Raw genomic sequence first — 21022 nt, 5'->3', positions numbered from 1 at the left:
TGCCTTGTCAGGCCACTTGAACAAGAGCGTATCGCCGGGCGCACGTGAGCAGTAATCCGGCCGCTGTCTTCACGCAGGCGCGCAAATGGTGTAGTCTTCTGTTGAGCAAAACCGGAAGAGAGCGAGATGTCAGGCCCTTTGAACAAGGGGGGCTTTTTGATCAGGGGGACTGTGCTGCTGGGTGCCCTGTGGCTGGGCGCCTGCCAGTCGTCGGTTGCAGAGCTTCAGCCGGACAAGGCTGAGGAGCGCGACAGGCTTGTCTCGGTTTATGTGAACCCTTTGGCGGTCACCGCCTGGGAAGACTATCTGGAACAGAGAGATGAGCCCGTTACTGGCCTCGGGCTTTCCGTGGCAGATGCCTTGCAGCGTCATCACAGCATTCCCTATGTCCTTGAACTCGAAATCTCCCTGATACCCCGGCAACAGGCAGCGCAGGATCTGCGGGCTGAAGTCCGACTGTCCTTCTTCGGGCAGGAGCGAATCAGGGCCTTGCGCGCGACCAGTAGGCTGTCCCCGGATGGGGAGCCTCTCAGGGTCGAGAGCCTCTATCATCCCGGACCCCTGGAACCGGCGCTTGTTGTTCCCCTGTCCGGATATCGGAGTGGGGAGCTGGGCCATGAGCGCCAGGGTTCAGCCCCGGGATCCGCTTCGGGGGCGGGTTTGGACCGGCCTGCGACACGCAGTCTGGCGGCGGGCAGCTCTACTGCGAGCAACCGGCCTGCCAGCAGTTCTCACTTGGACAATCCTTCCACAAACAGTCCGCTTTCCGGTCGTCTGTCGGGCAACCGTCTGGCCTTTCATTTCGGAGAGCAGGAGGGATTGCTTCCAGCACGCCAGCGCATAACCCTGCTTGTTCTGGTGGATGAGCCGGAGCAGCTGTCGAACGAACAGCACCTGCGCATCACGGCCAGCACGACACTGCACAACCCTGTCACTGGCAAGATCTTCCACGGGATCGGGGAAGAGGACCGGCTGGAGAGGACGGAGCGGGAACTGGCCAGAACCGGTTTCCCGCTGGAACGGGACAGGATCCGTCTGCTGCTTCAGGCCTTTGAACTGAATGATTTCGACCGTTTTTCCGATTTGTTGAGGCAGGGCGACAGCTCCGAGACTGATCCGGCAACACTTTGGAAACGGCTTGATCATGCCCAGAGCCTCAGTGGCTATCGTGTGCAAACCGTTGATCTGCCAAAGGTGCCGGAAATTCATTTGCCGCCTTCCCAGGCTGTGATCCTCTTTGATGATGGCAGGCAGGTGATCAGGGCAGGACTTGTCGGGGGCTATGGACTGGATCGGGTTTATCTGGATGCCATGCTGCATCTGAAGCTGGAAGACGGCAGTCTTCTGGCACTGCCGGCAACAGCTGTTGAAGTGGGGCGGGAAGGACGTCACCCTGTTTTCAGGTTTCCGTCACTGTCGCTGTGGGGGATCAGACCGGCACGGGACGGACGGCGCCTGATCGGAGCACATCTGGAATACAGATGGCTGATCAGGGGGAGCTATGACCGCCGCTATCTCAAGTCCACACCGGTTGCGCTGACCTCTTCCAGTCTTTTCTATCACCTTGAAGATTCGCAATAAGCTATGTGCGTTACACGTTATTGTGATGGCCTGCCCGGAGCACAAAGCGGTTTTTTAAAGCCTTTATAACCCATGGATTGCGGGAAAGGGGTGTTTTTTCTTGCCTTTAAAGCTCTGGAATTACAGTCCTTTAGGGCAGGGCGCTGTGAAAATACAGCCTGCGCATGTAGCAATTAAAGGATTTTTGATGTTTTTTGTGTTTTAATTTCTCATCTTTCGAATGGGTAGGGCGGAAACGGATTGTTGCCACAGTGCATGAAGTTTCCTATGGTCTGGAAGAGAGGCTGAGGTGGCGCAACACCCTGTTTCTGTCAATGTTTTATACTGACGATAAAGTGGGTGCGTTTGTGAAGTATCTTACCGAGCGGGTTGAAACCGAGCCTTCAAGACTGCTGCTTGAATACTGGGGTACTCTTCCGCGTGAAAAGGGTATTCCGGCCAAGGCTGATCTGGATGTCGTCCAGATGCCGCGCCCGTTGCTGCCGCATCTTTTCCTGCTGGAGTTTGACTACAGCCCCTTTCGCGCTGTTTTCAGGCTGCAGGGCACCTTCATGACAAACAGTCTGGGGCAAAGCTTTACAGGCAAGGAAATCGCCAATGGCTTGCTGGGGCATGAAACGGATCGTGTCCTGCAACAGATGGAGCGGCTTGCCTCCTCACAGGTTCCCTATATCACCAAGGAATGTCTCGTTTCCGAAACAGGCGTGAAACTGGCAATCGAGGTTGTTCATTTGCCCCTGCTGGATGAGGAAGGCAAAACCAGTCATCTGATTGGCAGCCTGACGCCGGTGCAGGGCAATCCGTCGCGGTTTGATGATCTGACCTACAGCTACTGGGCTGTGACGGACATCTGTGAAATCACATGAAAAAGATGTTATATGTTTCTTAACCGGGGGTGTCGTTTAATTCGGGCATAAAAGTGAGGTACCGAACAATGACAGAACAACAGGGAAGCACAGCAATCAGGACCCAGGCCGTGGTCGACATGCTGGCTTACTGGACCCGTCTGAGAGAGGCCGTTCAGGATGTCCCTGAAAAACGGGCCTTTGATATTCTTGATCTTTCCCCAGCCTTGTTGCCGCATCTTTTTGTCTGTTCGATCCGGCATGATCCCTTCGAGGTCTGGTTTTCCCTGCAGGGCAGCTGGCTGACAGAAAGTTTCAACCAGCACTTTACCGGCAAGCGGCTTGATCACGGCACCATGGGGGATTTTGCCGAGGTCTGCCTGACCTGGATTGCCCGCATGTGTGAAACGGGGGAACCGAACTATTCGCGGGAGGTCATGACCTCCATGTCCGGCCAGTCGGTCGAGGTTGAATGCATTCGTCTGCCGTTCAAAAAGGGCGGAGACAGGGTGGAGCACATGGTGGGGGCCGTGATACCGCTCGATCCGGACAACATGAGTTTGTCGCTCGGCTGGGGGGCCGGGGACGGTGACTGGGAAATCCGTTCGATGAACGGTGAGTAACGCTTTTTCGCAGAGCTGTGTATGAAAACAGGGCCCGGGATCTTCATCCTTCCGGGCCCTGTTTTCCTGTGACGGATTGTTCCGGGAGCTCCTGTTCGGGGGACTGGTGTGTCCGGAAGGCCGGGTCACCAGAGTTGTCCGCCAGAACTGTTGATCCGTACTGTTGATCCGTACTGTTGCCCAAAACTGTCAGCCAGAACGGGCCACCGGATTTATTTTGCAGCGGGCATCAGCTTGCTCACCAGTGTTGCCCAATAGGAAACACCGACTGGAATGGCCTCGTCGTTGAAGTCATACTCCGGGTGGTGCAGCCCCGCGGTCTCTCCGTTGCCCATGAAGATAAAGGCGCCGGGACGTTCCAGCAGCATGTAGGAGAAATCCTCCGCACCCATCAGCGGCGGGTGATCGCGGTCCACGTTGTCCTCTCCGACAACCTCTGCAGCGATATCAGCGGCAATGACGGTCTCGGCAGAGTGGTTTGCTGTAACGGGATAACCGTCCTTGTATTCGTAATCTGCGGTTGCGCCAAAAAGCGCCGCTGTCTGTTCGGCGACTTCGCCAATGCGGCGTTTGATGAAGAGGCGAACCTCTTCGTCCAGGGCGCGTACGGTGCCGCCGACAAAGGCTGTCTGCGGAATGACATTGTGCGCATCGCCTGCGTGGAACTGGGTCACGGAGAGAACGCCGGACTTCAGCGGATCGACATTGCGCGCCACGATGGACTGCAGGGCAGAGACAATCTGGGAGCCAACAATAATCGGGTCGATGGTCGTGTGCGGCATGGCGGCGTGTCCACCCTTGCCGGTGATGTTGATCTGGAACTCGTCTGCCGAAGCCATGAAACCGCCCGGGCGAATGCCGAACTGACCAACGGGCATGCCGGGCATGTTGTGCATGCCATAGACCTGCTGGATGCCGAAGCGGTCCATCATGCCGTCGTCCACCATGGCCTTGCCGCCTCCGCCGCCTTCCTCGGCAGGCTGGAAGATAACAGCCACCGTGCCGTCAAAGTCTCGCGTCTCGCTCAGATAGCGCGCGGCGCCAAGCAGCATGGAGGTGTGGCCGTCGTGGCCGCAGGCGTGCATCTTGCCCTCGACGGTGGAGGCGTAGGCCTTGCCTGTGGCTTCTTTGATCGGCAGCGCATCCATATCGGCGCGCAGGCCGACAACCCTGCCGCTGTCGCGCGTGCGTCCGTGGATCAGGCCAACGACACCGATTTTGCCAATCCCTGTGTGAATTTCATCAACGCCAAAGCTTTCGAGCAGGCTGCGCACCTTTTCGGAGGTACGCGGCAGATCGTAATCCAGCTCGGGGTTGCTGTGAATGTCCTGTCGCCACGCAGTGATATCCGCATGCAAGTCGGCAACACGATTGAGGATCGGCATGAAAAGCTCCTTTAAGACCTGTGATGGGAAATAACTTAGGCCGATCAGGGGGAGGGGGCAAGGGGGGGAATGTCTGCTTAATGGCGATCTGGCAGACAAAAACAATCTCACACGTTTGGTTTGTAGCTGGCGAGTTTGAGGCCAAAGCCGACGAAAGCGGCACCGGTTGCGCCTTTGAGCCAGCGCTGGAAGCGATCACTGCGGGTGGCCTTTCTGACACCGGTCAGCAGCAGGATCATGGAGCCAAACCACAGCACGACCACTGTGGCGTGCAGGCTTATGAGGAACAGGGAATTCAGGGCACTGTCCTGACCCGGTGTGATGAACTGCGGGAAGGCGGCGAGGTAGAACATGGAAACCTTGGGATTGAGGGCGTTGGTGAGCAGTCCCTCGCCAAAGGCCCTGAGAAGGGTGCGCCTGTTTTTTGCCGGGGTAATCTGTTGCTCAGAACGGGGAACTCCCTTCCAGGCAGCGTGGAGGGCCTTGCAGCCGATCCAGCAGAGGTAGGCAGCCCCCAGATACTTCACAAGGGCAAAGGCGGTTGCAGACTGCACCAGAATGATGGAGAGGCCGAGGATGGACAGGGAGCCGTGCAGGAACAGGGCGGCAACAAAGCCCGCGATATTGGCGCAACCTGCTGCCCGGCCGGAGGTCGGCACCGTCCGGGCGATCAACAGGCCGTTCGGGCCGGGGGACATCACCATCAGTGATGTCACAATGGCAAAGGAAAGAACATCGGACCAGATCATGTTGGAGACCCCTTATCTTTTGTTTCAGTCTTTGCTGAAAAGAGGCAGGGGACAAGGGACAAAATCAGAAACTTTGTCAGGGTACAATTGCCGGGGCAGACCGGGCGAAACGACAAAACAGACCCTTGCAACCGGGCCTCTTCCGGCGTTCTAGACGCCCCAGGGGTTGGGGGTGTCGCGGTCTTCGATCAGAGAGCTGAGGCTTTTGATGATCTCCCGGATATCGGTGGCGCTGGAGAGGGGAGAAAAGTGGCTGTGGATGGCGGGGCCATAGACGCTCCACATCTGTTGGCGGACTTCTTTGCCCTTGTCGGTGATCTGAATAATCTTGCCACGCCGGTCCGCTTCATAGACGGACTCCTGCAGCAATCCTTCCTCGCACATTCTGCGCAGGAGGCGTGACAGGTTGGACTGTTCGAAAATCACACTCTGTTCAAGCTCAAAGGGACGCAGGGCTCCGGTTTCAGTGCGCTCCAGGCTCCAGAGCACATCATACCAGACCAGCGGGGGCAGCCCCCGGGCCTTGAGCGCAGAGTTCATTTTCCGGTGGATAAAGCGGTGCGCCAGATTGAGCGCGATCCAGGCTTTGGTTTCATCCGGTGAGGGCAGAGCCACTGTCTCCGGTTCAGATGTCTCCTGCCGGGATCTGTCCCGCTTTGAGCTATCCTGTCCGGTTGTGTCCTGTGCCGCTTTGCTTTGTCCGGGGATGTCGTGTTCTGGCGTGTGTTCGGTCATGAGATATTTTGTCGACAGATGGGAGGCTGGCAGGAGCGCATTGCATCTCGCTCAGCGGTGGCCTCTAAAATGGGAGCGTTCCTTCAGGAATTAAAGCTCCAATCCTCACGGAGGATCGGCTGACAGCTTCTGCACTTCACAGACTGCAGATGTTGAAGGGGCTGGCGGTGGATCAGACCGGTCTGGAGGGACAGGCCTGATCCGCCGGGCGCAACAGGCTTTAGTCCTCGCGGTCTTTCAGCTCTGTATTGATCGTGATGGTAATCGGGCCGGTGGAGAAGTTGCCCACGCCGAAATCCTGATGATCGATGGTTGTTGTTGCCTTGAAGCCCATCCACTGGCCCCTGTAATAGTCCAGCACACTTGCGACAGGGTGTTCGCCACGGTGGATCAGTGTCGCGTTCAGAGTCACCGGACGTGTCGTGCCGTGAAGGATCAGATCCCCTGTGACCTCTGCCGTTGTCTCGCCTGTCGGTTTGATGGAGGTGCTGACAAAGGTGATTTCCGGATAGTTCTCGACAGCCAGAAAGTCACTGCTTTTCAAGTGGTTATCGAGTGGCGTGAACCCGGTTGAAACACTTGTGGCGTCAACTCTGGCTTCAAGCCGGGAGTTGGCGATGTTTTCGGGATCGAAGGTCAGCTTGCCTGTCGCCGTGGTGAACTCGCCGGTCTGAACAGAGACGCCGGCGTGGTTCCAGCTGAAGATCACTTCGGTGTGTCCCTGATCGGTGTAATAGATTTCACTCGCCAGACTTGCGGAGAGCGGTGCAGTCGCCAGTGCAGCCGAGGCCAGAAGGCCATAGAGGGTAGAGCGCGTCATTTCAGTGTCCCTGATGAAAGTTTTCAATATAGATGCATTTTCATCTATATCGGAATTGACGCCGGTTTCAAATGTGATTCGACCTGCGTCGCTTTCACAAATTGGTGAGGCCCGGGCAGGAGACCTCTTGCTGTTTGGGCCTGAACAGGCTTTTCCCGATAAAAAAGAGGTCAGACAAACATGACCCCTTTTCCATGGTGTTCAAATCCTGTCTCTCCAACTCTTTCAGTGCTCTGGACAGCTTTAAAGGCTGCAGATCAGAGTTGGTCATCCAGAACATCAAGCCTTGCAGCAATATTCGTCATCTTCCTTTGGAGTTTTTGTTGCTGCTCTTTCAGGCTCTCTATCAGGTCGGTGTTCCTAACGGCCTTGTTCTCTTCTGTATTCAAAAGTTCTGTGACTGTATCAAAGATCATTTGGTCTTCTGCTCTTTCGGCCCTGAGCAGTTTTATCCTTTCAGAAGGGGACGTTTCCGGTTTTCTGTTTGTGCGACCTGCTTTTTGTACAAGGGAAGACACGCCAGAATAGAAAGAGCAGAGCCTGTTGTAATTTTCTGCATCCCGGATGGCGTCGTAGACTGTGTATTGATTAACCTCTTTTTCTCTTTTGCCTTCCAGGGTTTTCAACAGTTCGGAACGATTGAAATCAATTTCTGCAATAATCGCTGCTGTCAGCAGTTCCTGATACACTTCTTCATTGACGCTTGAGCGTGTGGAATTTGTAAGGGCAGCCGCACCTGAAAGGACATTTGCAGCTGTTTGACCCGTGACAATCGCACCAGCACCAGCCAGAGTTGAAGTCAGTATGTCTGCTGAAACGTTAAAGACAGCGGAATTTGAGTGGATATAGGATTTGTGGTCTTCACAGGCCTGATCTGAATGCCTCAGGATTTTACTTTGCAGTATATTGCGCCCTGATTGGTCAGCGTATTTTCCGCCCGCGGCAATATCGTCCGGTACTATGTTAACAGCATAGGCTGATTTTTCGTCTGTGACGTCATTTGTAACAGGCTCAACGCGGGAAAGGTCAGCAAAGTAGCCGCAACCTGTTAATGCCATTGAAGCAAACAGAAAAAAGGCTGTATTTCTGATGTGCTGTTTTGCTTGAATCATGATTTTAAGGCTCCCCAATTAAATTTATGATTGTATTTTATTTTTTTGGAGCTTGAAAATAAGGCATTTTTATAGCTGTTTCCATAGAAAAGAGGCCGGATAATTCCGGCCTCCTTGGTTTTTCCATTTCAATTTGCCGCAGTGGCTTACTGCATGCGGCCGAGAATGTTTTTGAGCCAGGGAATGGCCACGTCTTCGGGCATGTCGGTGCCGGAGGCATCGAAGACATCACGCTCGCCGATCATGGTGGCCTTGCTGGCGAGCAGGGCTTTCATCAGCAGCTCGGACCCCACGCCGAAGGTGTCGTCAAAGTCAGTGTCGCCCAGCCCGAACATGGCAAAGCGCACATGGCTCAGATCCGGCTGGGTGCTGGTGAGCCTGTCATAGAAGGGCTTGGCCGTTTCGGGCAGCTCGCCCGCACCGAAGGTGGAACAGATGATGACGTGGAGTGTGTCCGTATCAAAGGCGTCGAGGCTTTTGTCCTCGAGACTGATGATCGTACTGGGAATGTCGGGAAGGGCCTCCTGAAGGTCCCTGCACACAAATTCTGCTGTTCCTGTTTCAGTACCATAGAGAAATTCTAAACGCATGGTCGGCCTTTCCTGCCAGATCGGGGAGCGACACAAAAAGCACAGCCGCAACGGGCCGGGCTTGTTTGCCGGGGCTAATCGGTCTCTCTGACGTTCGGGGCGCTGTACGATTTCTTGTGCTGCGTCTGGTTGGCAACACAGGTACATTTTCAAAATTTATAGGGCAGGAAATTGTCGTTTTGCAAATCCCTTTTTGGGGCAGTGCTGTTCTTTTGTCCCTTAGCGTTCACAGCTTCCTGTGTTTTTGCTGTTGTCTGTGGTCCCGAGGTCTTCTCTGTTTGAAGCTTCCCGTACTTTGATGCCGCCCCTGTGCGCAGCGTGCTGTCTGCGTCCGTTACTGTTCCCTGAGCCATTTGCGGATGCGGCTGCGTGCATTGCTGTAGGGTGAAGAGCTGTTGAGCTGGATCATGCGGCCCTTGGTCCACTTGCCATCGTACCAGGGGCGGCCATAGAGTTCTTCGTTTGTCCGGGCCTCAATGGTTGCAGCCAGCCTGTTCCCTGCCTCGACCAGCCGGGTCAGCAGGTCGGGCCAGGACAGGGTGCTGTAATCGCTGTAAAAGCGTTGCGCCAGCTGGCCAAGCTGATTCCAGCGGTAGCCTGTGTCGGGAAAGTCGACAGGTTGCCCCTGATCATCGTGGTCCAGCCACTTGAGGACCAGTTCGTTCCAGCCGATCAGGTAGGACACCAGATCGGCGGGACTCATTGTGGTTCCTTTGGCGTGCCCCGGCATGGTGCTGTCCCGGGCGCGGTCTTCCGGCACCTGCTCGAGGTCTCTGACAAGCTTTTCGAGCGTTGTGGAAAGAGCTGTCAGCAGTTCCTCTTTTGATGTCGGGACAGGCATGGCGGGCGGGCCTTACTTTTCCAGGGGCATCAGGCGGTTGATCAGGGTGGCCCAGTAGGAGATGCCGGTCGGGATGGCCTCGTCGTTGAAGTCGTACTCCGGGTGGTGCAGTCCGGCGCTGTCGCCGTTGCCCAGATAGATGAAGGCACCGGGGCGTTCCAGCAGCATGAAGGAGAAGTCTTCCGCCCCCATTTCCGGCGGGGTGTCCCGGTCAACCTTGTCCTCACCCACGATTTCGGCGGCAATGTCCGCAGCGATTTTCGTCTGTTCCTCATGATTGACGGTGACCGGATAGCTGTCCAGCTCGACATATTCGGCTGTTGCGCCAAAGGTTGCGGCGGTCTGTTCCGCAATTTCCTTCAGGCGTTTTTTCAGAAGGTGGCGGATATCCTGATCCAGCGAACGGATGGTGCCGGAGATCTTTGCTGTTTGCGGGATGACATTGTGCGCATCACCGGCATGAAACTGGGTGATGGAGACGAGACCGGATTTCAGCGGATCAATGGAGCGGGAGATCAGGGCCTGAACGGCTGTCACGAAATGTGCTCCGACGATGATCGGATCTATGGTACTGTGCGGCATGGCGGCGTGTCCGCCCCGGCCTGTGATGGTCAGGTCAAAGTCGTCGACCGAAGCGAGAATGCTGCCGGCGCGAATGGCAAATTCGTCTGTCGCCATGCCCGGAGAATTGTGAAGGCCATAGACCTGCTGGATGCCGAAGCGGTCCATCAGGCCCTCCTGAACCATCACCTCGGCTCCGCCGCCGTCTTCCTCTGCGGGCTGGAAGATCACAATCGCGGTCCCGTCAAAGTCGCGGGTCTCGCTCAGGTAGCGGGCCGCGCCCAGCAGCATGGCGGTGTGGCCATCGTGACCGCAGGCGTGCATCTTGCCCTCGACTTCAGAGGCATAGGGCTTGCCAGTTGCCTCCAGAATGGGCAGGGCATCCATGTCTGCGCGCAGGCCAATAACCTTGCCGCTGTCGCGCTTGCGCCCGTGGATCACACCGACAACACCGGTCTTGCCGATGCCGGTGTGAACCTCGTCCACGCCAAAGCTTTCCAGCAGTTTCTGAACACGCCCGGCTGTGCGGAAAACATCAAAGCCCAGTTCGGGGTTGCTGTGAAAGTCCCTGCGCCATGCGGTGACATCGCCGTGCAGGTCTGCGGCGCGATTGAGGATCGGCATGTGATCTGTCCTGTGTTTTTGTGGAATCTGCTCCGGATTTAACAGCAGAGACTAGGGCTATTCCCGGAGGACCTCAAGCCTCTTCTCCCGCTTTTGTTCTCCCGGCTTCCCTGAACTGGGCCTGCAGGCGGGTCAGCAGGGCGCGGACCCTTGCAGGGACAAGCTGGCGATAGGGATGCAGGGCATAGACCGGATTGAGCTGCCCTTCGGGCTGGAGGGGACAGGCGCGCAGGCGCCCCTGTTCCAGATCGTCGCGAATCATCACCTCGGGCAGGAAGCCGATCCCCAGACCAGCCTGCACCAGTGTGTGGGCCTCCTGCATGGAGTGGCAACGGATGCGCGGGGAGACCTTCAGGCCCAGAGGTCTGTCCCCGGAAGGAAAGCGATAGTGCAGGGCGCCGGCCTGCCAGGGACAGGCCAGATGCGGCAGGTCGCGCAGACGCTCCAGAAAGGCCTTGTTGTGATCCTCGCCGGGCTGAGTGCCCTGTTCCGGTTCTTCTTCAGGTGACGGATTTCCCTTTTGAGGCGCTGACCTTTGATCCGGTTGCATCCCTGCGCTGATCCGGCTTTCGTCTGTGTCCGGTTGCCTGTCGTCTGACAGCCTTTCAGCACCGGGCAGCTGCGGGGAAAAGCAGAGCACATCGCGCAGGCTGCCCAGACGCAGGCAGGTCAGGGAGCTGTCTTCCGGCTGCCCCACGCGCAGGGCAAGGTCAAGCTGTTCGTTGACAAGGTTCAGCGGCTTGTCGCTGGGGATCAGCTCCAGCGAAACGGCGGGATGCTGTTCCAGAAAGTCGCGGATGGCGGGCTGGACAATGCTGCGGGAGATCGCGGCCGGATAGGTCATGGTGATCGCGCCCTGGAGTTCTCCCTTGCGGGCGCTCAGGCTTTCGAGCGTGTCCTGATACAGCTCCTCGAATACCTTGCCGCGCTGATAGAGGCTCTGGCCTTCCTCTGTCAGTTCCAGATGGCGTGTGGTGCGCAGCAGCAGGCGGGCGCCGAGCCTCTCTTCCAGTCGTCCCAGTCTCTGGGAGACCGCAGAACGTGTCCGTCCGGATCGCTTGGCTGCCTCGGACAGGGAGCCGCTGTCGACCACCTGGCAAAAGAGCAGCAGGTCCGAAATTTCAAAATCGTTCATGGGCGGTCCGGTATGAAAAAGTGTCGGGGAAGGAGGAAGAATATTTGTCCAGTTTTTCTAAACAGTGATTTCAAAATAAAGCATATGGTCAAAAAATGTAATCAATTTAATCTGCGCTCCAGGATCAGGGCTGCTGTGAAAGACAGGGCCCTGCGGCAACCTTTCAAGGAGTTGGAAACATGTCTGAACACCAGGCGCTGCTTGATGCAGTGAAGAAAGCCAGCGAAGGCTGGAAAAATGCCTTCAACAGCCAGAATCCGGAAGGCTGTGCTGCGGCCTACGAGGAAGATGCTGTCATGCAGGCCCGTCCCTTTGGCACCTTCCGTGGCCGCGAGGAAATTCTGGGTTTCTGGACCCAGCTGATCGGCGATGGTGCGCGCGATGTGGAATACATTGATCCGGCGCTGGATGTGATCGACGAGCGCACTGTGCTGCTGCAGTCCGGCTGGAAAATGAACGTGGCTCAGGGGGTGATCCACAAGGAAATCTGGGTGCTGCAGAATGACGGCACAGCGCTGCTGCGCGAAGACGTTTTCGAGGCTCTCTCCTCCTGATCCTCTCCCCTGAGGATTGGTGACTTGCCTGTCGTGCGTCGACGGGCAGGGACAGGGCAAGGCGTCCCCCACTCATAATCGTCTTGCACTGTCCGGGATTTCCACAGGCTCCGGGGTTCCTCCCAAGGCTTCTTGAGACTGCGGTGATCCGGCAGAGAGACTCTGATCGGAGAAGCAGGGGAAAAACAGGTCCGGTGTCCCCAAACATTGACCTGTCTGTGCGGTCTTTTCCCCTGTTATCCCTTTTCCATGGCAGAGACTGTCATGTTTTTGAAAAAAAGATGCAGAAAATTCAGTGAAAGCACTTGACCCCTGCGAGGAAAGGTTTTAATCAGACCTCGCTTTCGGCGGATTAGCTCAGTTGGTTAGAGCAGTGGAATCATAATCCATGTGTCCGGGGTTCAAGTCCCTGATCCGCCACCAGAATTCCAAAGCCGCCGTTGAGTTGCAAAACTCCGGCGGCTTTTTTCTTTCCTGTCTGAAAGTCTGCTGAAAACGGCCCGCAGGCTGCCCGGCAATCCGGTTCCGGCCGTTACCTGAAAATAACCCGGAGCACGCGTTGCATGCCGATGGCAAAGTCCTCGCTGGTGTGGACCTTGTGCAGCAGTCCCTTGCCGGCCATCTGGAGGACATAGGCTGTTTCCTCGGCCATATGGGGAGGGGCCAGTCTATGTCTTTCGATGAAGGCAGTGATGGCTTCCCTGAAACGCAGTTCGAAATCCTTGATAACGTGCTCGGCTGATGTGTTCGCAATGTCAAGCAGTTCGTTGCCGTGCGGCGTGGTGCGCAGCATGGGGACGTGGTTGCCCATCCACTTCTGGAAGGCCTCTGCCAGCAGGTCGCCGGGATGATCCGCCGGTTTTTCCAGCACTTCGGCAATATGGGTGATCATGTCCGTCATGTAGCTGTTGATGCTCCACTCCAGCACCGCTTCCTTAGAGCCGAACTGGTTGTAGATTGATTGTCGTGACAGCTTTGCCGTTTTGGCAATGTCGCTCATCGACACTTTTCGGAAGCCGTATTGCGCAAACAGGCCAAGGACATCTCCGGCCATAGAATTTATTTTCATTGCACATCCTTGACACTTTGGACTCGGATTGTAAATCCTGTACAAGCCAAACACATCTTACAATTCTCGGTATCAGGTATAGCTCATGTTTCGTAAAATCAGCAACTCGGGTTTCAGGGACTGGACCCCGTCTCAACTTCCGGATCTGTCGGGGAAGACCTTTGTCATCACAGGCGCAAATTCCGGGATCGGGTTTGAGGCCGCCCGCTATCTGGGCGAAAAGGGGGGAGATATCGTGATGCTCTGCCGCTCGCGCGAGAAGGGAGAGGCCGCCCGGCAAAAGCTGTCTGCCCTTGTCAAAGGCAAGGTGGATCTCATTCTGATTGATCTCGGTGATCTGGTTTCCGTGCGTGCAGCAGCAGAGGAAATCCGGGAGAAGTACGAGAAGATTGATGCACTGATCAACAACGCTGGCATCATGATGACACCACAGCAGAAGACCGTTGACGGCTTTGACCTTCAGATGGGGGCAAACCATCTGGGGCACTTCCTGCTGAGCGGACTTTTGCTGCATCGTGTTGAAGTGGCAGAGGGGCGGATTGTTGTCCTGTCCAGCATCGTGCACAGAATGGGGCAGCTTGATCTGGACGATTTCATGTCGGATCGCAACTACACGCCCATGAAAGCCTATATTCAAAGCAAGCTGTCGAACCTGATGTTTGCCTTCGAGCTGGATCGTCGCCTGAAGGAAGCGGGCAGCAAGGCCGTTTGCATTGCCTGTCATCCGGGCTATGCCTCAACCAACCTGCAAAGCACCGGGCCGACCGGCGGGATGAAGTGGTTTTTGAAGCTGCTGAACAGGATCGTGGCCCAGAAGCCGGAAGCCGGTGCCATCCCGACTGTTCTCTCCGCAGCAGGCTGGGAAGCGCAGCGCGGCGCCTATTACGGTCCCCAGTTCCTCGGCGAATACCGGGGTCGAGTGAGCGATGCCAGGGTGGCGGATTATGCTCTGGATCTCGGTCTTCAGAGGCGCTTGTGGGAAAAGAGCGAACAGCTTGTTGATTTGAAATGGGGAATCTGAAATCGTGAGGGTCAGACAGAAGCCGGTGCAGGAGTTTTGAACATGGCGGATCGTTTTGCGCAGGCTGCCGGATTGGCAGACACCGGATTGTCAGGCTCTGAATTGTCGAACGCAGGGCGGCCGGAGGAAGGGCAGCCTGACAGGAAAGTATCAGACGGGGAAGGGGGCGGAAGCTGCTTCCTTGCCATCCCGCACGCAGGGCGCTTTGCCATCCGCAGTGAGCGCGACAGAAGCAATGCTGTGCGTCTCTCCCGTCTGCTGGAGGAACGGGGACTGGAGGCCTTTGCCTCTGACCCGGCGCAGGATCACATCACCGGTTCTGCCTTTGTTGTGAACCCCGCACGAACGAGACTGCTGATGACCCATCATGCCAAGCTGGACCGCTGGCTTCAGCTTGGCGGGCATTCCGACGGGGACTGCAATCCCCTTGTGGTGGCCCTGCGAGAAGCCCGGGAGGAAAGTGGCCTGAGCGAGATCCGGGTGATCAGTGCAGATGTCTTTGATCTGGATATCCACGAAATTCCGGCCCGCAAGGAAGACCCGGCGCACTTTCACTTTGATATCCGCTACCTGCTGGAGGCTGATGACAGCCAGCCTCTGGGCCTGACCCATGAATCCAGGGACCTGAAATGGGTCCCGCTGGATGAACTGGAACGCTACAGCAATGCGCCGTCCGTTCTGGTGATCCGCGACAAGCTGACGGCCTTTCTGGAGGAAGCAGGAGTCTGACAAAAAAGCTTCCTTTGGTTTCCCGGTCCGGCTTTGTGTGCGCTGTCTTGTGGTTCTGTTTCTGGAAGCCTGTCTTGTGTGCTGCTGCTGGAAGAGCAGAAAGAAACCCTCCCGCTTTCGGGAGGGTTTTGTGCTGTGAGGGCCTGTTGTTTTTGTGCGGGTCGGGTTGGATCAGCCAGCGGTGGGCGTGAGGGGCCGAACCTCTGTTGAATACACGTCAAGCTGTGCAGTCCTGCTGTTGCGCAGGCTTTTTGTCCCCTCTGTCGGGCGTGGTCCGTCAGGGGCGTTTTTCCTCCGGTTCGTAGACGGGGGAAAGCGTCTGGCGTTGCAGCAACTGGTCCAGTCTTTTGTTTTTCTGCCCCATTCTTTCCTCGTAGCGGGCAATCTCCTCCACGATTTCGCACCAGAGCCCGATTGCCTCGCGCTGGGTGGCATCGGGCAGATCGTCAAAGAGATAGGCAATCACCGGTTCTGTCCGGCTCTCGTAAAAATGGGTGTGGATCAGGTCTTCCAGATCGAACTTTCTTTTGGTCTGTTGCGCATCGAGCACCGGAAGATCTTTCAGGGCGACAAGCTCTTCCAGCAGAGGGCGGGCCTTTCGGGCGTGATCCTCGGGCAGACGGTTGACAGTGGCTGCATAGTCCAGCCCGTAAAAGGGATTGTGAGTGGGGCCGTAGCGTTCGGCATAGTCTGCAACCTGCGGGCAGGTGATGGTCTGGCCGGGTTCGTCCGCTGCGGCGTCCCAGCCGTGCAGCAGGGCTGTTGCTGTCAGGCCTGAAAGGAGAAGGCTGCGGAGTGTGAACTGTCGAAGTCCTGCCCCTGAAAGAGGGAAGACAAACGGGGTGGGGAACAGTGTTGTCATGGCTTGCTGCGTCTTTGTATCCAGTGTTTCCTGTCCGGTGTTTTGATGGCTGTGTGCCTTTGTCTTTCGCAGACCGGTGTCTCTGCCTTGCTTGTCCCTGCCTTGTTGGGGCCGTTGGTTGTTCCCGGCTACTGTTCCAGAACGTTGTTCAGCTCCTGCAGCTTTTCAACGGCCTTGCTGTCGTGGCTCGAGAGCCCTGCAGCGATTTCGCACCACAGGGTGATGGCACGGTTCCGGTCTTTTGCTGAAAGCAGCGCGAGCTGGTTGACCACAACGGGTTCGATATCGGCTTTATAGAAAATCTCGTGAAGATTATCTTCCAGCCGGATCATCCGGTCCATTTCTGTGTCGTTCGGGTCCTCCATCCTGTTGAGCACTTCAAGCTCCCTGCTGATGGTCCGGGCCTCTTTTGCCTGAAGGGGGGGAAGCAGGGTGATGGTCTGTTCTACGTCGACATCAAAGAAAGGGTTGTCCTGTGGTCCGAACATATCGTCATAATTCGTGACATTCGGGCAGTAAATGCCGTCTTCAATCGCCAGTGCGCTCAGGGGAAGAGACAGTGAAAGGGACAGGCTGCTGCAGAGCAGGACTGCAAATCCGGCGTTTTTTTGCGGGAAGGTCAGCGAGGTCATGGTCTGTTCCAATCTGTTCGGTTGCCGTCAGAACCACATAAAGCCGGTGAAGGGAAAGGGAGTTGTCTGCTCTGTCAGTCGCAGGAATGACATACAGGGTTCATATGAAACTTTTTGGAATCTTTTGTCCCATGACAAAAAAAGGGCAGACCCTTTAGGGGGGCCTGCTCTCCTGTGCGCCTGTCTTTTTATCGGGCAGCATGGCTTGCCGGGGTGTTAAAGTCCGGAATAGACAATGTTGCTGCTGTGGCTGTAGTGGCCGGTCGGCCAGTGAAACTTCGGGTAACTGTACGCGTCGGATTCAATGATTCTGACTGTTTCAGGCAGGCTGTCTTTCAAGGTCTTTCTGTTTTTCAGTCTCATTTCATCACTGTGCAGGTCTGCGTCCGATCCCAGATAGGCTGCTGTCGCAAGATAGAAGAATTCCGTGCTTTTGCAGGCGGCATCACAGGTGGGATCATTGTAGCTGTAGTAGCCCTCCCGGTCTGCTTTTTGCCACGCTCTGTAGACTTTGGAACGGGGCTGGTCTGAAAAGATATCGGGGTAGAGAACGGCCCAGCCTGCATTGATGACCAGGTGGTGGATTTCCTCCTGGGAAGCATCGCGTCGTGAGCCACCGGGGTTGGTTTCCTGCCCGTAAAGATCCTGGACAATACGGTCATCCAGTGTGTCTTCCAGCCTTTCGATGTCCCTTTCGGAAAATTCCGACTGGCTCATCACCAGCAGCGGTTTGCTTTTTTTCATACTGTCGAGAAGCCGGGGCTCGTCGATCCGGCCATCGCCATCGTTGTCCAGCCATTCGGCTGCAACCTGTGCCGCATGGGTCAGTTTGGCTGCCGGAACATCGGGTTTTGCACAGATGACGAGGCTGTCAAAGACCAGGGCGCTCTTGTCAAACAGTCCGGTTCCCGGACAGACCTGCGAAGCCTGTCCGGTCTGAAGCAGAAAAACGTTCAGCACAACAGCGGGAAGGATTGATCGTTTGAACATGAAATCATGCTCCTTTCATCCGGTTTGCTGGGCTTGTCACCACACGCGATTGTCACAGCGGCGCGCGCGCTGGCGGTCGGTTTCATGCAGGCTTTCATCCAGCGGAATGACACTCAGCCCGAAGAAATTGATTTCTTCCGGTGACATCCAGTGGATCTCTTCCGGCCCTGCTGCCTCCAGTGTGAACCAGTAGAAGTCTTCCGGAATATCCACGCTTTCATAGAAATCCAGATAGAGATCATGGTCGGGGGAGCTGTCGGGAACATCCGCGCCGCTCTCGTAGCCCAGCAGTGTCGGGACAGCCCAGCTGTGGACACCGATACAGGCACCATCCTCGATAATCCGGGTGGTGCCCATCAAGGCCATGTCCGTTCCGCCAGAGGCAACAAGACCATCAGAGGGAACGACGGTGATCAGGTCCCTGCGGCGGATGAAATCGGCAAGGGCGGTGAGGGAGGCCTCGTCATCGACAGAGCCGGGGACCTCCAGCAGATGGATCTGGGTGACGCCCGGGTTGTCCCGCAGCGCTCTTTTGAGAGAACCGAGGGTGTTGCCGTCAATTTCCCCCGTAAAGATCAGACTGTCGCCATCCGCAGTGAATTCGGCCGATGTTGCCGTTGCCGCACAGCCGGAAACCAGAAGCAGGGCAGCACCAAGGCCTGACGTCACAAAAGAGTTCAACGCCATGATAAATCTCCTGTTGTTTGTTGGAGAGGAGAGAGGGGCGGGATCAGGAGTGCTTGCTGTCCAGCAGTCTGTCCAGCTTGTCGAGCTTTCGCTCCAGGTCCTGTTCCTGCTGATCCAGACCGGCGGCAATGTCGCACCAGAGATCAAGTGCCTTGCGCTGATCCGCAGAGGACAAAGGGCTGAGCAGGTTGACCGTTACTGGCTCCACGCCTGCCTCGTCCAGCAGCTCCTCCAGTTCCTCCTCCAGAACCTCGGCTTCCTCGAAGGTGCTGTAGGCGATCTGCGTATCGGCATCCATTTTTTCATAGAGGCGTTCCAGCCTGTCATTCAGGGCGCGTGCGATGATGGCATCGTCCTCTGAAAGCTGGGCGAGGGTTCTGTCGACATCAATGTCATAGAAGGGGTTGTCCTCTGCGCCGAATTTGTCGGCGTAGTTCGGCACGTTTCTGCAGGTGATCTCCGGCGTGTCGGCAGCAAAGGCGGCGCTGGACAGGGCGAAGGCACAGAAGGCTGCGGACATCAGAAAAGTTTTCTTGGAAACTGCAAAGAGTTTCATGGTATTTTCCTTTCGAATCTTCGTTTCACGACCAAGATTTCATCAAATCCGATCCGGTCAGGGGGCATCCTGATCGGGTCGGTACTCCAGAATATCGCCGGGCTGGCAGTCCAGCACACGGCAGATGGCTTCCAGAGTGGAAAAGCGAACCGCCTTGGCACGGCCCGTTTTCAGTATGGACAGGTTCTGGACCGATACGCCGACCTGATCGGACAGGTCGTTGAGGCGCATCTTCCGCTTGGCAAGCATCACATCCAGATTGACAATGATGGTCATGGCGCTCTCCTAGATGGTTGCATCTGCATCATCCTGCAGCGCCACACCCAGCCGCATCACACGCGAAACGGCAAGAATAAAGACACCCGACAGCAGAAAGGAAAAGTCCAGACGGATCACATGTTCCAGCAGGCCTTCCTCCTCGGCCATCTCCCGGGGCACCTCTCCGGCAAGTTCCTCTGCAATCTCTGCCAGTTCAAAGCTGACAAAAACGTATTCGATGATATTGCTGGCAATGATGTTCCCGACAAAAAGGGCGATGAGGACCAGGCCGATATTGCGAAAGAGATCCACCGTGTGATCGGTGAAGATCAGTCCCTTGCTGAAGTGGGAAAAAAGGCGGTCGATCTGCCAGACCAGTGCAATCATCAGACCGGTCAGCATCAGGGCCGAGCTGTAGATCATCAGGGCGTGATCGGATGGAACCCGGTCGAATTCATCCGGATAGAACAGCAGATCAAGGCTCATGTAGCTGCTGAGCATCCAGTTGTTGTCCAGATTGGGCTCGATCACAAAGCCAGCAAAGGCAGGCAGTCCCAGAAAGCCGATCAGGCCAAACCCCACCACAGCCCAGAACAGCATGCGGACCTGCCGTCCCGTTCTGGAAATCTCTTCATGCGAAATCGACATTGTTTCCATCTCACCCTCAAGGCCACTTTCACAGAGCAGGGATGGCTTCAACAGCCGCTTGTCCCGCTCTTGCTTCTGAGCATTCTATAAAGGGGAATCGAAACCTGAATCAAGATATTTTTAATGATAAACGATAAAAAAATTATTTTTAGCATGAAATTCATGTGTTGAAAAATGAAGGGGAAACAATGGAAAACCGGGCAAATACAAGCTGTTCGGGGCAGGAGGTAAGGACGACAGGCAAAAAGCCCTCACCGGGCAGGGGGAGGGCTTTTTGATCATGCGACCTGACGCTTTTGAGACGGGGTGGAGAAAACAACCGGATCCCGTCAGGTCGACAGATGAAGGAAGGGCTTACTTGGCAGCAGCGCGGGCAACGGCCAGCCAGCCGTTGTAGATGCCCTTGTTTGCGGCAATCCATTCTTCGACGTGACGGTCGATGTCTTCAGAGCTGTCTTCGCCATCCGCAACCTTCTTGTTCTGTGCAGACACATCGTTCACGCTGATGGTCATGACCTCGAACAGCTTTGCCGCAGCAGGGTTTGCAGCCAGGAAGTCGTCAGAGGCAACGATGCGGATGCTGTCGACAGCAAAGCCGAGGTTCTTGCCTTCGAAGGTTGTCGGGGCATCGTTGTCGCCCGGCAGGGAGGTGTAGGGTACGCTGAGGAACTCGACGTTTTCACCCGGTGCCAGCACGCCGGAAACCCAGTAGGGGGTCCAGGTGTAGTAGAGGATGTTCTCACCGGCTTCGTTGCGGGCAATGGTGTCCGCGATAATCGCGTTGTATTCGCCCTGGTTGTGGTTGACGGTGTCACGCAGGTCGTATTCGGTGAGCTGGTGTTCGATCACACGCTCGCAGCCCCAGCCCGGTACACAACCGGCCAGATCGGCCTTGCCGTCGCCGTCTGCGTCAAAGAGCTTTGCCTTTTCCGGGTCTTTCAGGTCGGCGATGCTTTGTACGCCTGCGTCATAGGCGGACTTGTTGACGAGATAGCCCTGCAGCGCACCGCGCACCAGATAACCTGTCTTTTCCAGAACGGCATCACCACCGGCTTCCTCGAAGAAGTTGTTGTGCAGGCCGTCCCAGGACACGGTTGTGAAATCGCCGTCACCTGTACCCAGTGCAAGGTGCAGGGTCTGTGCCAGGACCTCCTGCGGTTCCTCGACCTCGTAGCCAAGGTCTTCCAGTGCGCGGAAAACGATACGCGCCTGGAAGAATTCCTCGACCAGTGGCTGGATCACCGGGCGGACGGTGACACCTTCGCCCGGCTTGTCTCCGGCTGCAAGGGCGGTGCCGCCGAGCAGTGTGGAGGCTGCAAGTGCAGCCAGTGCGGTTTTCTTGAACATTCTGTTTCTCCCTGTTTTTCTGGATGTCTGTTCAAAGTCCGAATGGGGTTTTCAATGGTTTGGGGAGG

Annotated in this window: 24 protein-coding genes and 1 tRNA gene; 7 read left to right on the top strand and 18 right to left on the bottom strand. The window is 56.3% G+C overall.

Annotated elements, in window-relative coordinates; genetic code table 11:
* Positions 1-126: 126 nt before the first annotated feature.
* The 3 genes from AAAH10_RS06315 to AAAH10_RS06305 all read left to right on the top strand — a co-directional run bounded on the left by AAAH10_RS06315 (position 127) and on the right by AAAH10_RS06305 (position 3049).
* Positions 127-1581: a hypothetical protein gene (locus AAAH10_RS06315; RefSeq protein ID WP_343561701.1), complete on the top strand. Its 1455-nt coding sequence runs from the start codon at positions 127-129 to the stop codon at positions 1579-1581.
* Between the two features lie 347 nt (positions 1582-1928).
* Complete coding sequence (locus AAAH10_RS06310) at positions 1929-2447, top strand: PAS domain-containing protein (protein ID WP_343561699.1); 519 nt, start codon at positions 1929-1931, stop codon at positions 2445-2447.
* A 68-nt stretch (positions 2448-2515) separates the two neighbouring features.
* Positions 2516-3049: a PAS domain-containing protein gene (locus AAAH10_RS06305; protein ID WP_343561696.1), complete on the top strand. Its 534-nt coding sequence runs from the start codon at positions 2516-2518 to the stop codon at positions 3047-3049.
* A 212-nt stretch (positions 3050-3261) separates the two neighbouring features.
* Here the strand turns inward: AAAH10_RS06305 and AAAH10_RS06300 are convergent, their stop codons facing one another.
* The 9 genes from AAAH10_RS06300 to AAAH10_RS06260 form a co-directional block, all read right to left on the bottom strand.
* Positions 3262-4434: a M20 aminoacylase family protein gene (locus tag AAAH10_RS06300; RefSeq protein WP_343561694.1), complete on the bottom strand. Its 1173-nt coding sequence runs from the start codon at positions 4432-4434 to the stop codon at positions 3262-3264.
* Between the two features lie 107 nt (positions 4435-4541).
* Entirely contained in the window at positions 4542-5183 is a 642-nt protein-coding gene (locus tag AAAH10_RS06295; RefSeq protein WP_343561692.1) for a LysE family translocator, read from the bottom strand.
* 150 nt (positions 5184-5333) lie between these two features.
* Positions 5334-5918, bottom strand: coding sequence for a MarR family winged helix-turn-helix transcriptional regulator (locus AAAH10_RS06290; RefSeq protein WP_343561690.1), 585 nt, complete (start codon positions 5916-5918; stop codon positions 5334-5336).
* A 220-nt stretch (positions 5919-6138) separates the two neighbouring features.
* A complete protein-coding gene (locus AAAH10_RS06285; RefSeq protein WP_343561688.1) occupies positions 6139-6738 on the bottom strand; it encodes a YceI family protein in 600 nt (199 codons plus the stop codon).
* Positions 6739-6995: 257 nt separating this feature from the next.
* Positions 6996-7850 carry a hypothetical protein gene (locus AAAH10_RS06280; RefSeq protein WP_343561686.1) on the bottom strand — a complete coding sequence of 285 codons (855 nt, stop codon included), beginning with the start codon at positions 7848-7850 and terminating at the stop codon, positions 6996-6998.
* A 146-nt stretch (positions 7851-7996) separates the two neighbouring features.
* The gene (locus AAAH10_RS06275; RefSeq protein WP_343561684.1) at positions 7997-8440 is read right to left on the bottom strand and encodes a flavodoxin domain-containing protein; all 444 of its coding nucleotides are present in this window, start codon (positions 8438-8440) and stop codon (positions 7997-7999) included.
* Between the two features lie 334 nt (positions 8441-8774).
* Positions 8775-9281, bottom strand: coding sequence for a ClbS/DfsB family four-helix bundle protein (locus tag AAAH10_RS06270; protein WP_343561682.1), 507 nt, complete (start codon positions 9279-9281; stop codon positions 8775-8777).
* A gap of 12 nt (positions 9282-9293) precedes the next feature.
* Positions 9294-10466 carry a M20 aminoacylase family protein gene (locus tag AAAH10_RS06265; RefSeq protein WP_343561680.1) on the bottom strand — a complete coding sequence of 391 codons (1173 nt, stop codon included), beginning with the start codon at positions 10464-10466 and terminating at the stop codon, positions 9294-9296.
* Between the two features lie 73 nt (positions 10467-10539).
* Entirely contained in the window at positions 10540-11601 is a 1062-nt protein-coding gene (locus AAAH10_RS06260; protein ID WP_343561678.1) for a LysR family transcriptional regulator, read from the bottom strand.
* Positions 11602-11780: 179 nt separating this feature from the next.
* On the opposite strand from AAAH10_RS06260, the gene AAAH10_RS06255 reads away from it, so the two are divergent.
* Complete coding sequence (locus AAAH10_RS06255; protein ID WP_343561676.1) at positions 11781-12155, top strand: YybH family protein; 375 nt, start codon at positions 11781-11783, stop codon at positions 12153-12155.
* Positions 12156-12501: 346 nt separating this feature from the next.
* Positions 12502-12578, top strand: a tRNA-Met gene (locus AAAH10_RS06250).
* A gap of 109 nt (positions 12579-12687) precedes the next feature.
* On the opposite strand, the gene AAAH10_RS06245 is transcribed toward AAAH10_RS06250, so the two are convergent.
* Positions 12688-13224: a TetR/AcrR family transcriptional regulator gene (locus AAAH10_RS06245; RefSeq protein ID WP_343561674.1), complete on the bottom strand. Its 537-nt coding sequence runs from the start codon at positions 13222-13224 to the stop codon at positions 12688-12690.
* Between the two features lie 85 nt (positions 13225-13309).
* On the opposite strand from AAAH10_RS06245, the gene AAAH10_RS06240 reads away from it, so the two are divergent.
* Positions 13310-14245 (top strand): oxidoreductase, encoded by a 936-nt coding sequence (locus AAAH10_RS06240; protein WP_343561672.1) that lies wholly within the window; start codon positions 13310-13312, stop codon positions 14243-14245.
* Between the two features lie 42 nt (positions 14246-14287).
* A complete protein-coding gene (locus AAAH10_RS06235) occupies positions 14288-14974 on the top strand; it encodes an NUDIX hydrolase (RefSeq protein ID WP_343561670.1) in 687 nt (228 codons plus the stop codon).
* Between the two features lie 277 nt (positions 14975-15251).
* Here the strand turns inward: AAAH10_RS06235 and AAAH10_RS06230 are convergent, their stop codons facing one another.
* The 8 genes from AAAH10_RS06230 to proX all read right to left on the bottom strand — a co-directional run bounded on the left by AAAH10_RS06230 (position 15252) and on the right by proX (position 20954).
* A complete protein-coding gene (locus AAAH10_RS06230; RefSeq protein WP_343561668.1) occupies positions 15252-15836 on the bottom strand; it encodes a hypothetical protein in 585 nt (194 codons plus the stop codon).
* Positions 15837-15964: 128 nt separating this feature from the next.
* The gene (locus AAAH10_RS06225) at positions 15965-16468 is read right to left on the bottom strand and encodes a hypothetical protein (protein ID WP_343561666.1); all 504 of its coding nucleotides are present in this window, start codon (positions 16466-16468) and stop codon (positions 15965-15967) included.
* A 216-nt stretch (positions 16469-16684) separates the two neighbouring features.
* Complete coding sequence (locus AAAH10_RS06220) at positions 16685-17458, bottom strand: hypothetical protein (protein WP_343561664.1); 774 nt, start codon at positions 17456-17458, stop codon at positions 16685-16687.
* A 36-nt stretch (positions 17459-17494) separates the two neighbouring features.
* A complete protein-coding gene (locus AAAH10_RS06215) occupies positions 17495-18145 on the bottom strand; it encodes a hypothetical protein (protein WP_343561662.1) in 651 nt (216 codons plus the stop codon).
* 43 nt (positions 18146-18188) lie between these two features.
* The gene (locus AAAH10_RS06210; RefSeq protein WP_343561661.1) at positions 18189-18701 is read right to left on the bottom strand and encodes a hypothetical protein; all 513 of its coding nucleotides are present in this window, start codon (positions 18699-18701) and stop codon (positions 18189-18191) included.
* Positions 18702-18758: 57 nt separating this feature from the next.
* Positions 18759-18977, bottom strand: a complete 219-nt coding sequence (locus AAAH10_RS06205; protein WP_343561659.1) for a helix-turn-helix domain-containing protein — start codon at positions 18975-18977, stop codon at positions 18759-18761.
* A gap of 9 nt (positions 18978-18986) precedes the next feature.
* Complete coding sequence (locus AAAH10_RS06200; RefSeq protein WP_343561657.1) at positions 18987-19607, bottom strand: DUF2975 domain-containing protein; 621 nt, start codon at positions 19605-19607, stop codon at positions 18987-18989.
* A gap of 354 nt (positions 19608-19961) precedes the next feature.
* Positions 19962-20954: a glycine betaine/L-proline ABC transporter substrate-binding protein ProX gene (proX, locus tag AAAH10_RS06195; protein ID WP_343561655.1), complete on the bottom strand. Its 993-nt coding sequence runs from the start codon at positions 20952-20954 to the stop codon at positions 19962-19964.
* Between the last annotated feature and the right edge of the window lie 68 nt (positions 20955-21022).

The sequence above is a fragment of the Carbonatibacter coralli genome, assembly GCF_039592655.1.
Lineage (GTDB): Bacteria > Pseudomonadota > Alphaproteobacteria > Kiloniellales > Kiloniellaceae > Carbonatibacter > Carbonatibacter coralli.
This window is presented reverse-complemented; position numbering and strand designations above follow the sequence as displayed.

What these genes read in the sequence shown, in the direction of transcription:
- AAAH10_RS06315 (WP_343561701.1), top strand. Translation starts at nt 127, where the DNA reads ATGTCAGGCCCTTTGAACAAGGGGGGCTTTTTGATCAGGGGGACTGTG.
- AAAH10_RS06305 (WP_343561696.1), top strand. Translation starts at nt 2,516, where the DNA reads ATGACAGAACAACAGGGAAGCACAGCAATCAGGACCCAGGCCGTGGTC.
- AAAH10_RS06300 (WP_343561694.1), bottom strand. Translation starts at nt 4,434, where the DNA reads ATGCCGATCCTCAATCGTGTTGCCGACTTGCATGCGGATATCACTGCG.
- AAAH10_RS06295 (WP_343561692.1), bottom strand. Translation starts at nt 5,183, where the DNA reads ATGATCTGGTCCGATGTTCTTTCCTTTGCCATTGTGACATCACTGATG.
- AAAH10_RS06290 (WP_343561690.1), bottom strand. Translation starts at nt 5,918, where the DNA reads ATGACCGAACACACGCCAGAACACGACATCCCCGGACAAAGCAAAGCG.
- AAAH10_RS06285 (WP_343561688.1), bottom strand. Translation starts at nt 6,738, where the DNA reads ATGACGCGCTCTACCCTCTATGGCCTTCTGGCCTCGGCTGCACTGGCG.
- AAAH10_RS06280 (WP_343561686.1), bottom strand. Translation starts at nt 7,850, where the DNA reads ATGATTCAAGCAAAACAGCACATCAGAAATACAGCCTTTTTTCTGTTT.
- AAAH10_RS06275 (WP_343561684.1), bottom strand. Translation starts at nt 8,440, where the DNA reads ATGCGTTTAGAATTTCTCTATGGTACTGAAACAGGAACAGCAGAATTT.
- AAAH10_RS06270 (WP_343561682.1), bottom strand. Translation starts at nt 9,281, where the DNA reads ATGCCTGTCCCGACATCAAAAGAGGAACTGCTGACAGCTCTTTCCACA.
- AAAH10_RS06265 (WP_343561680.1), bottom strand. Translation starts at nt 10,466, where the DNA reads ATGCCGATCCTCAATCGCGCCGCAGACCTGCACGGCGATGTCACCGCA.
- AAAH10_RS06260 (WP_343561678.1), bottom strand. Translation starts at nt 11,601, where the DNA reads ATGAACGATTTTGAAATTTCGGACCTGCTGCTCTTTTGCCAGGTGGTC.
- AAAH10_RS06255 (WP_343561676.1), top strand. Translation starts at nt 11,781, where the DNA reads ATGTCTGAACACCAGGCGCTGCTTGATGCAGTGAAGAAAGCCAGCGAA.
- AAAH10_RS06245 (WP_343561674.1), bottom strand. Translation starts at nt 13,224, where the DNA reads ATGAAAATAAATTCTATGGCCGGAGATGTCCTTGGCCTGTTTGCGCAA.
- AAAH10_RS06240 (WP_343561672.1), top strand. Translation starts at nt 13,310, where the DNA reads ATGTTTCGTAAAATCAGCAACTCGGGTTTCAGGGACTGGACCCCGTCT.
- AAAH10_RS06235 (WP_343561670.1), top strand. Translation starts at nt 14,288, where the DNA reads ATGGCGGATCGTTTTGCGCAGGCTGCCGGATTGGCAGACACCGGATTG.
- AAAH10_RS06230 (WP_343561668.1), bottom strand. Translation starts at nt 15,836, where the DNA reads ATGACAACACTGTTCCCCACCCCGTTTGTCTTCCCTCTTTCAGGGGCA.
- AAAH10_RS06225 (WP_343561666.1), bottom strand. Translation starts at nt 16,468, where the DNA reads ATGACCTCGCTGACCTTCCCGCAAAAAAACGCCGGATTTGCAGTCCTG.
- AAAH10_RS06220 (WP_343561664.1), bottom strand. Translation starts at nt 17,458, where the DNA reads ATGTTCAAACGATCAATCCTTCCCGCTGTTGTGCTGAACGTTTTTCTG.
- AAAH10_RS06215 (WP_343561662.1), bottom strand. Translation starts at nt 18,145, where the DNA reads ATGGCGTTGAACTCTTTTGTGACGTCAGGCCTTGGTGCTGCCCTGCTT.
- AAAH10_RS06210 (WP_343561661.1), bottom strand. Translation starts at nt 18,701, where the DNA reads ATGAAACTCTTTGCAGTTTCCAAGAAAACTTTTCTGATGTCCGCAGCC.
- AAAH10_RS06205 (WP_343561659.1), bottom strand. Translation starts at nt 18,977, where the DNA reads ATGACCATCATTGTCAATCTGGATGTGATGCTTGCCAAGCGGAAGATG.
- AAAH10_RS06200 (WP_343561657.1), bottom strand. Translation starts at nt 19,607, where the DNA reads ATGTCGATTTCGCATGAAGAGATTTCCAGAACGGGACGGCAGGTCCGC.
- proX (WP_343561655.1), bottom strand. Translation starts at nt 20,954, where the DNA reads ATGTTCAAGAAAACCGCACTGGCTGCACTTGCAGCCTCCACACTGCTC.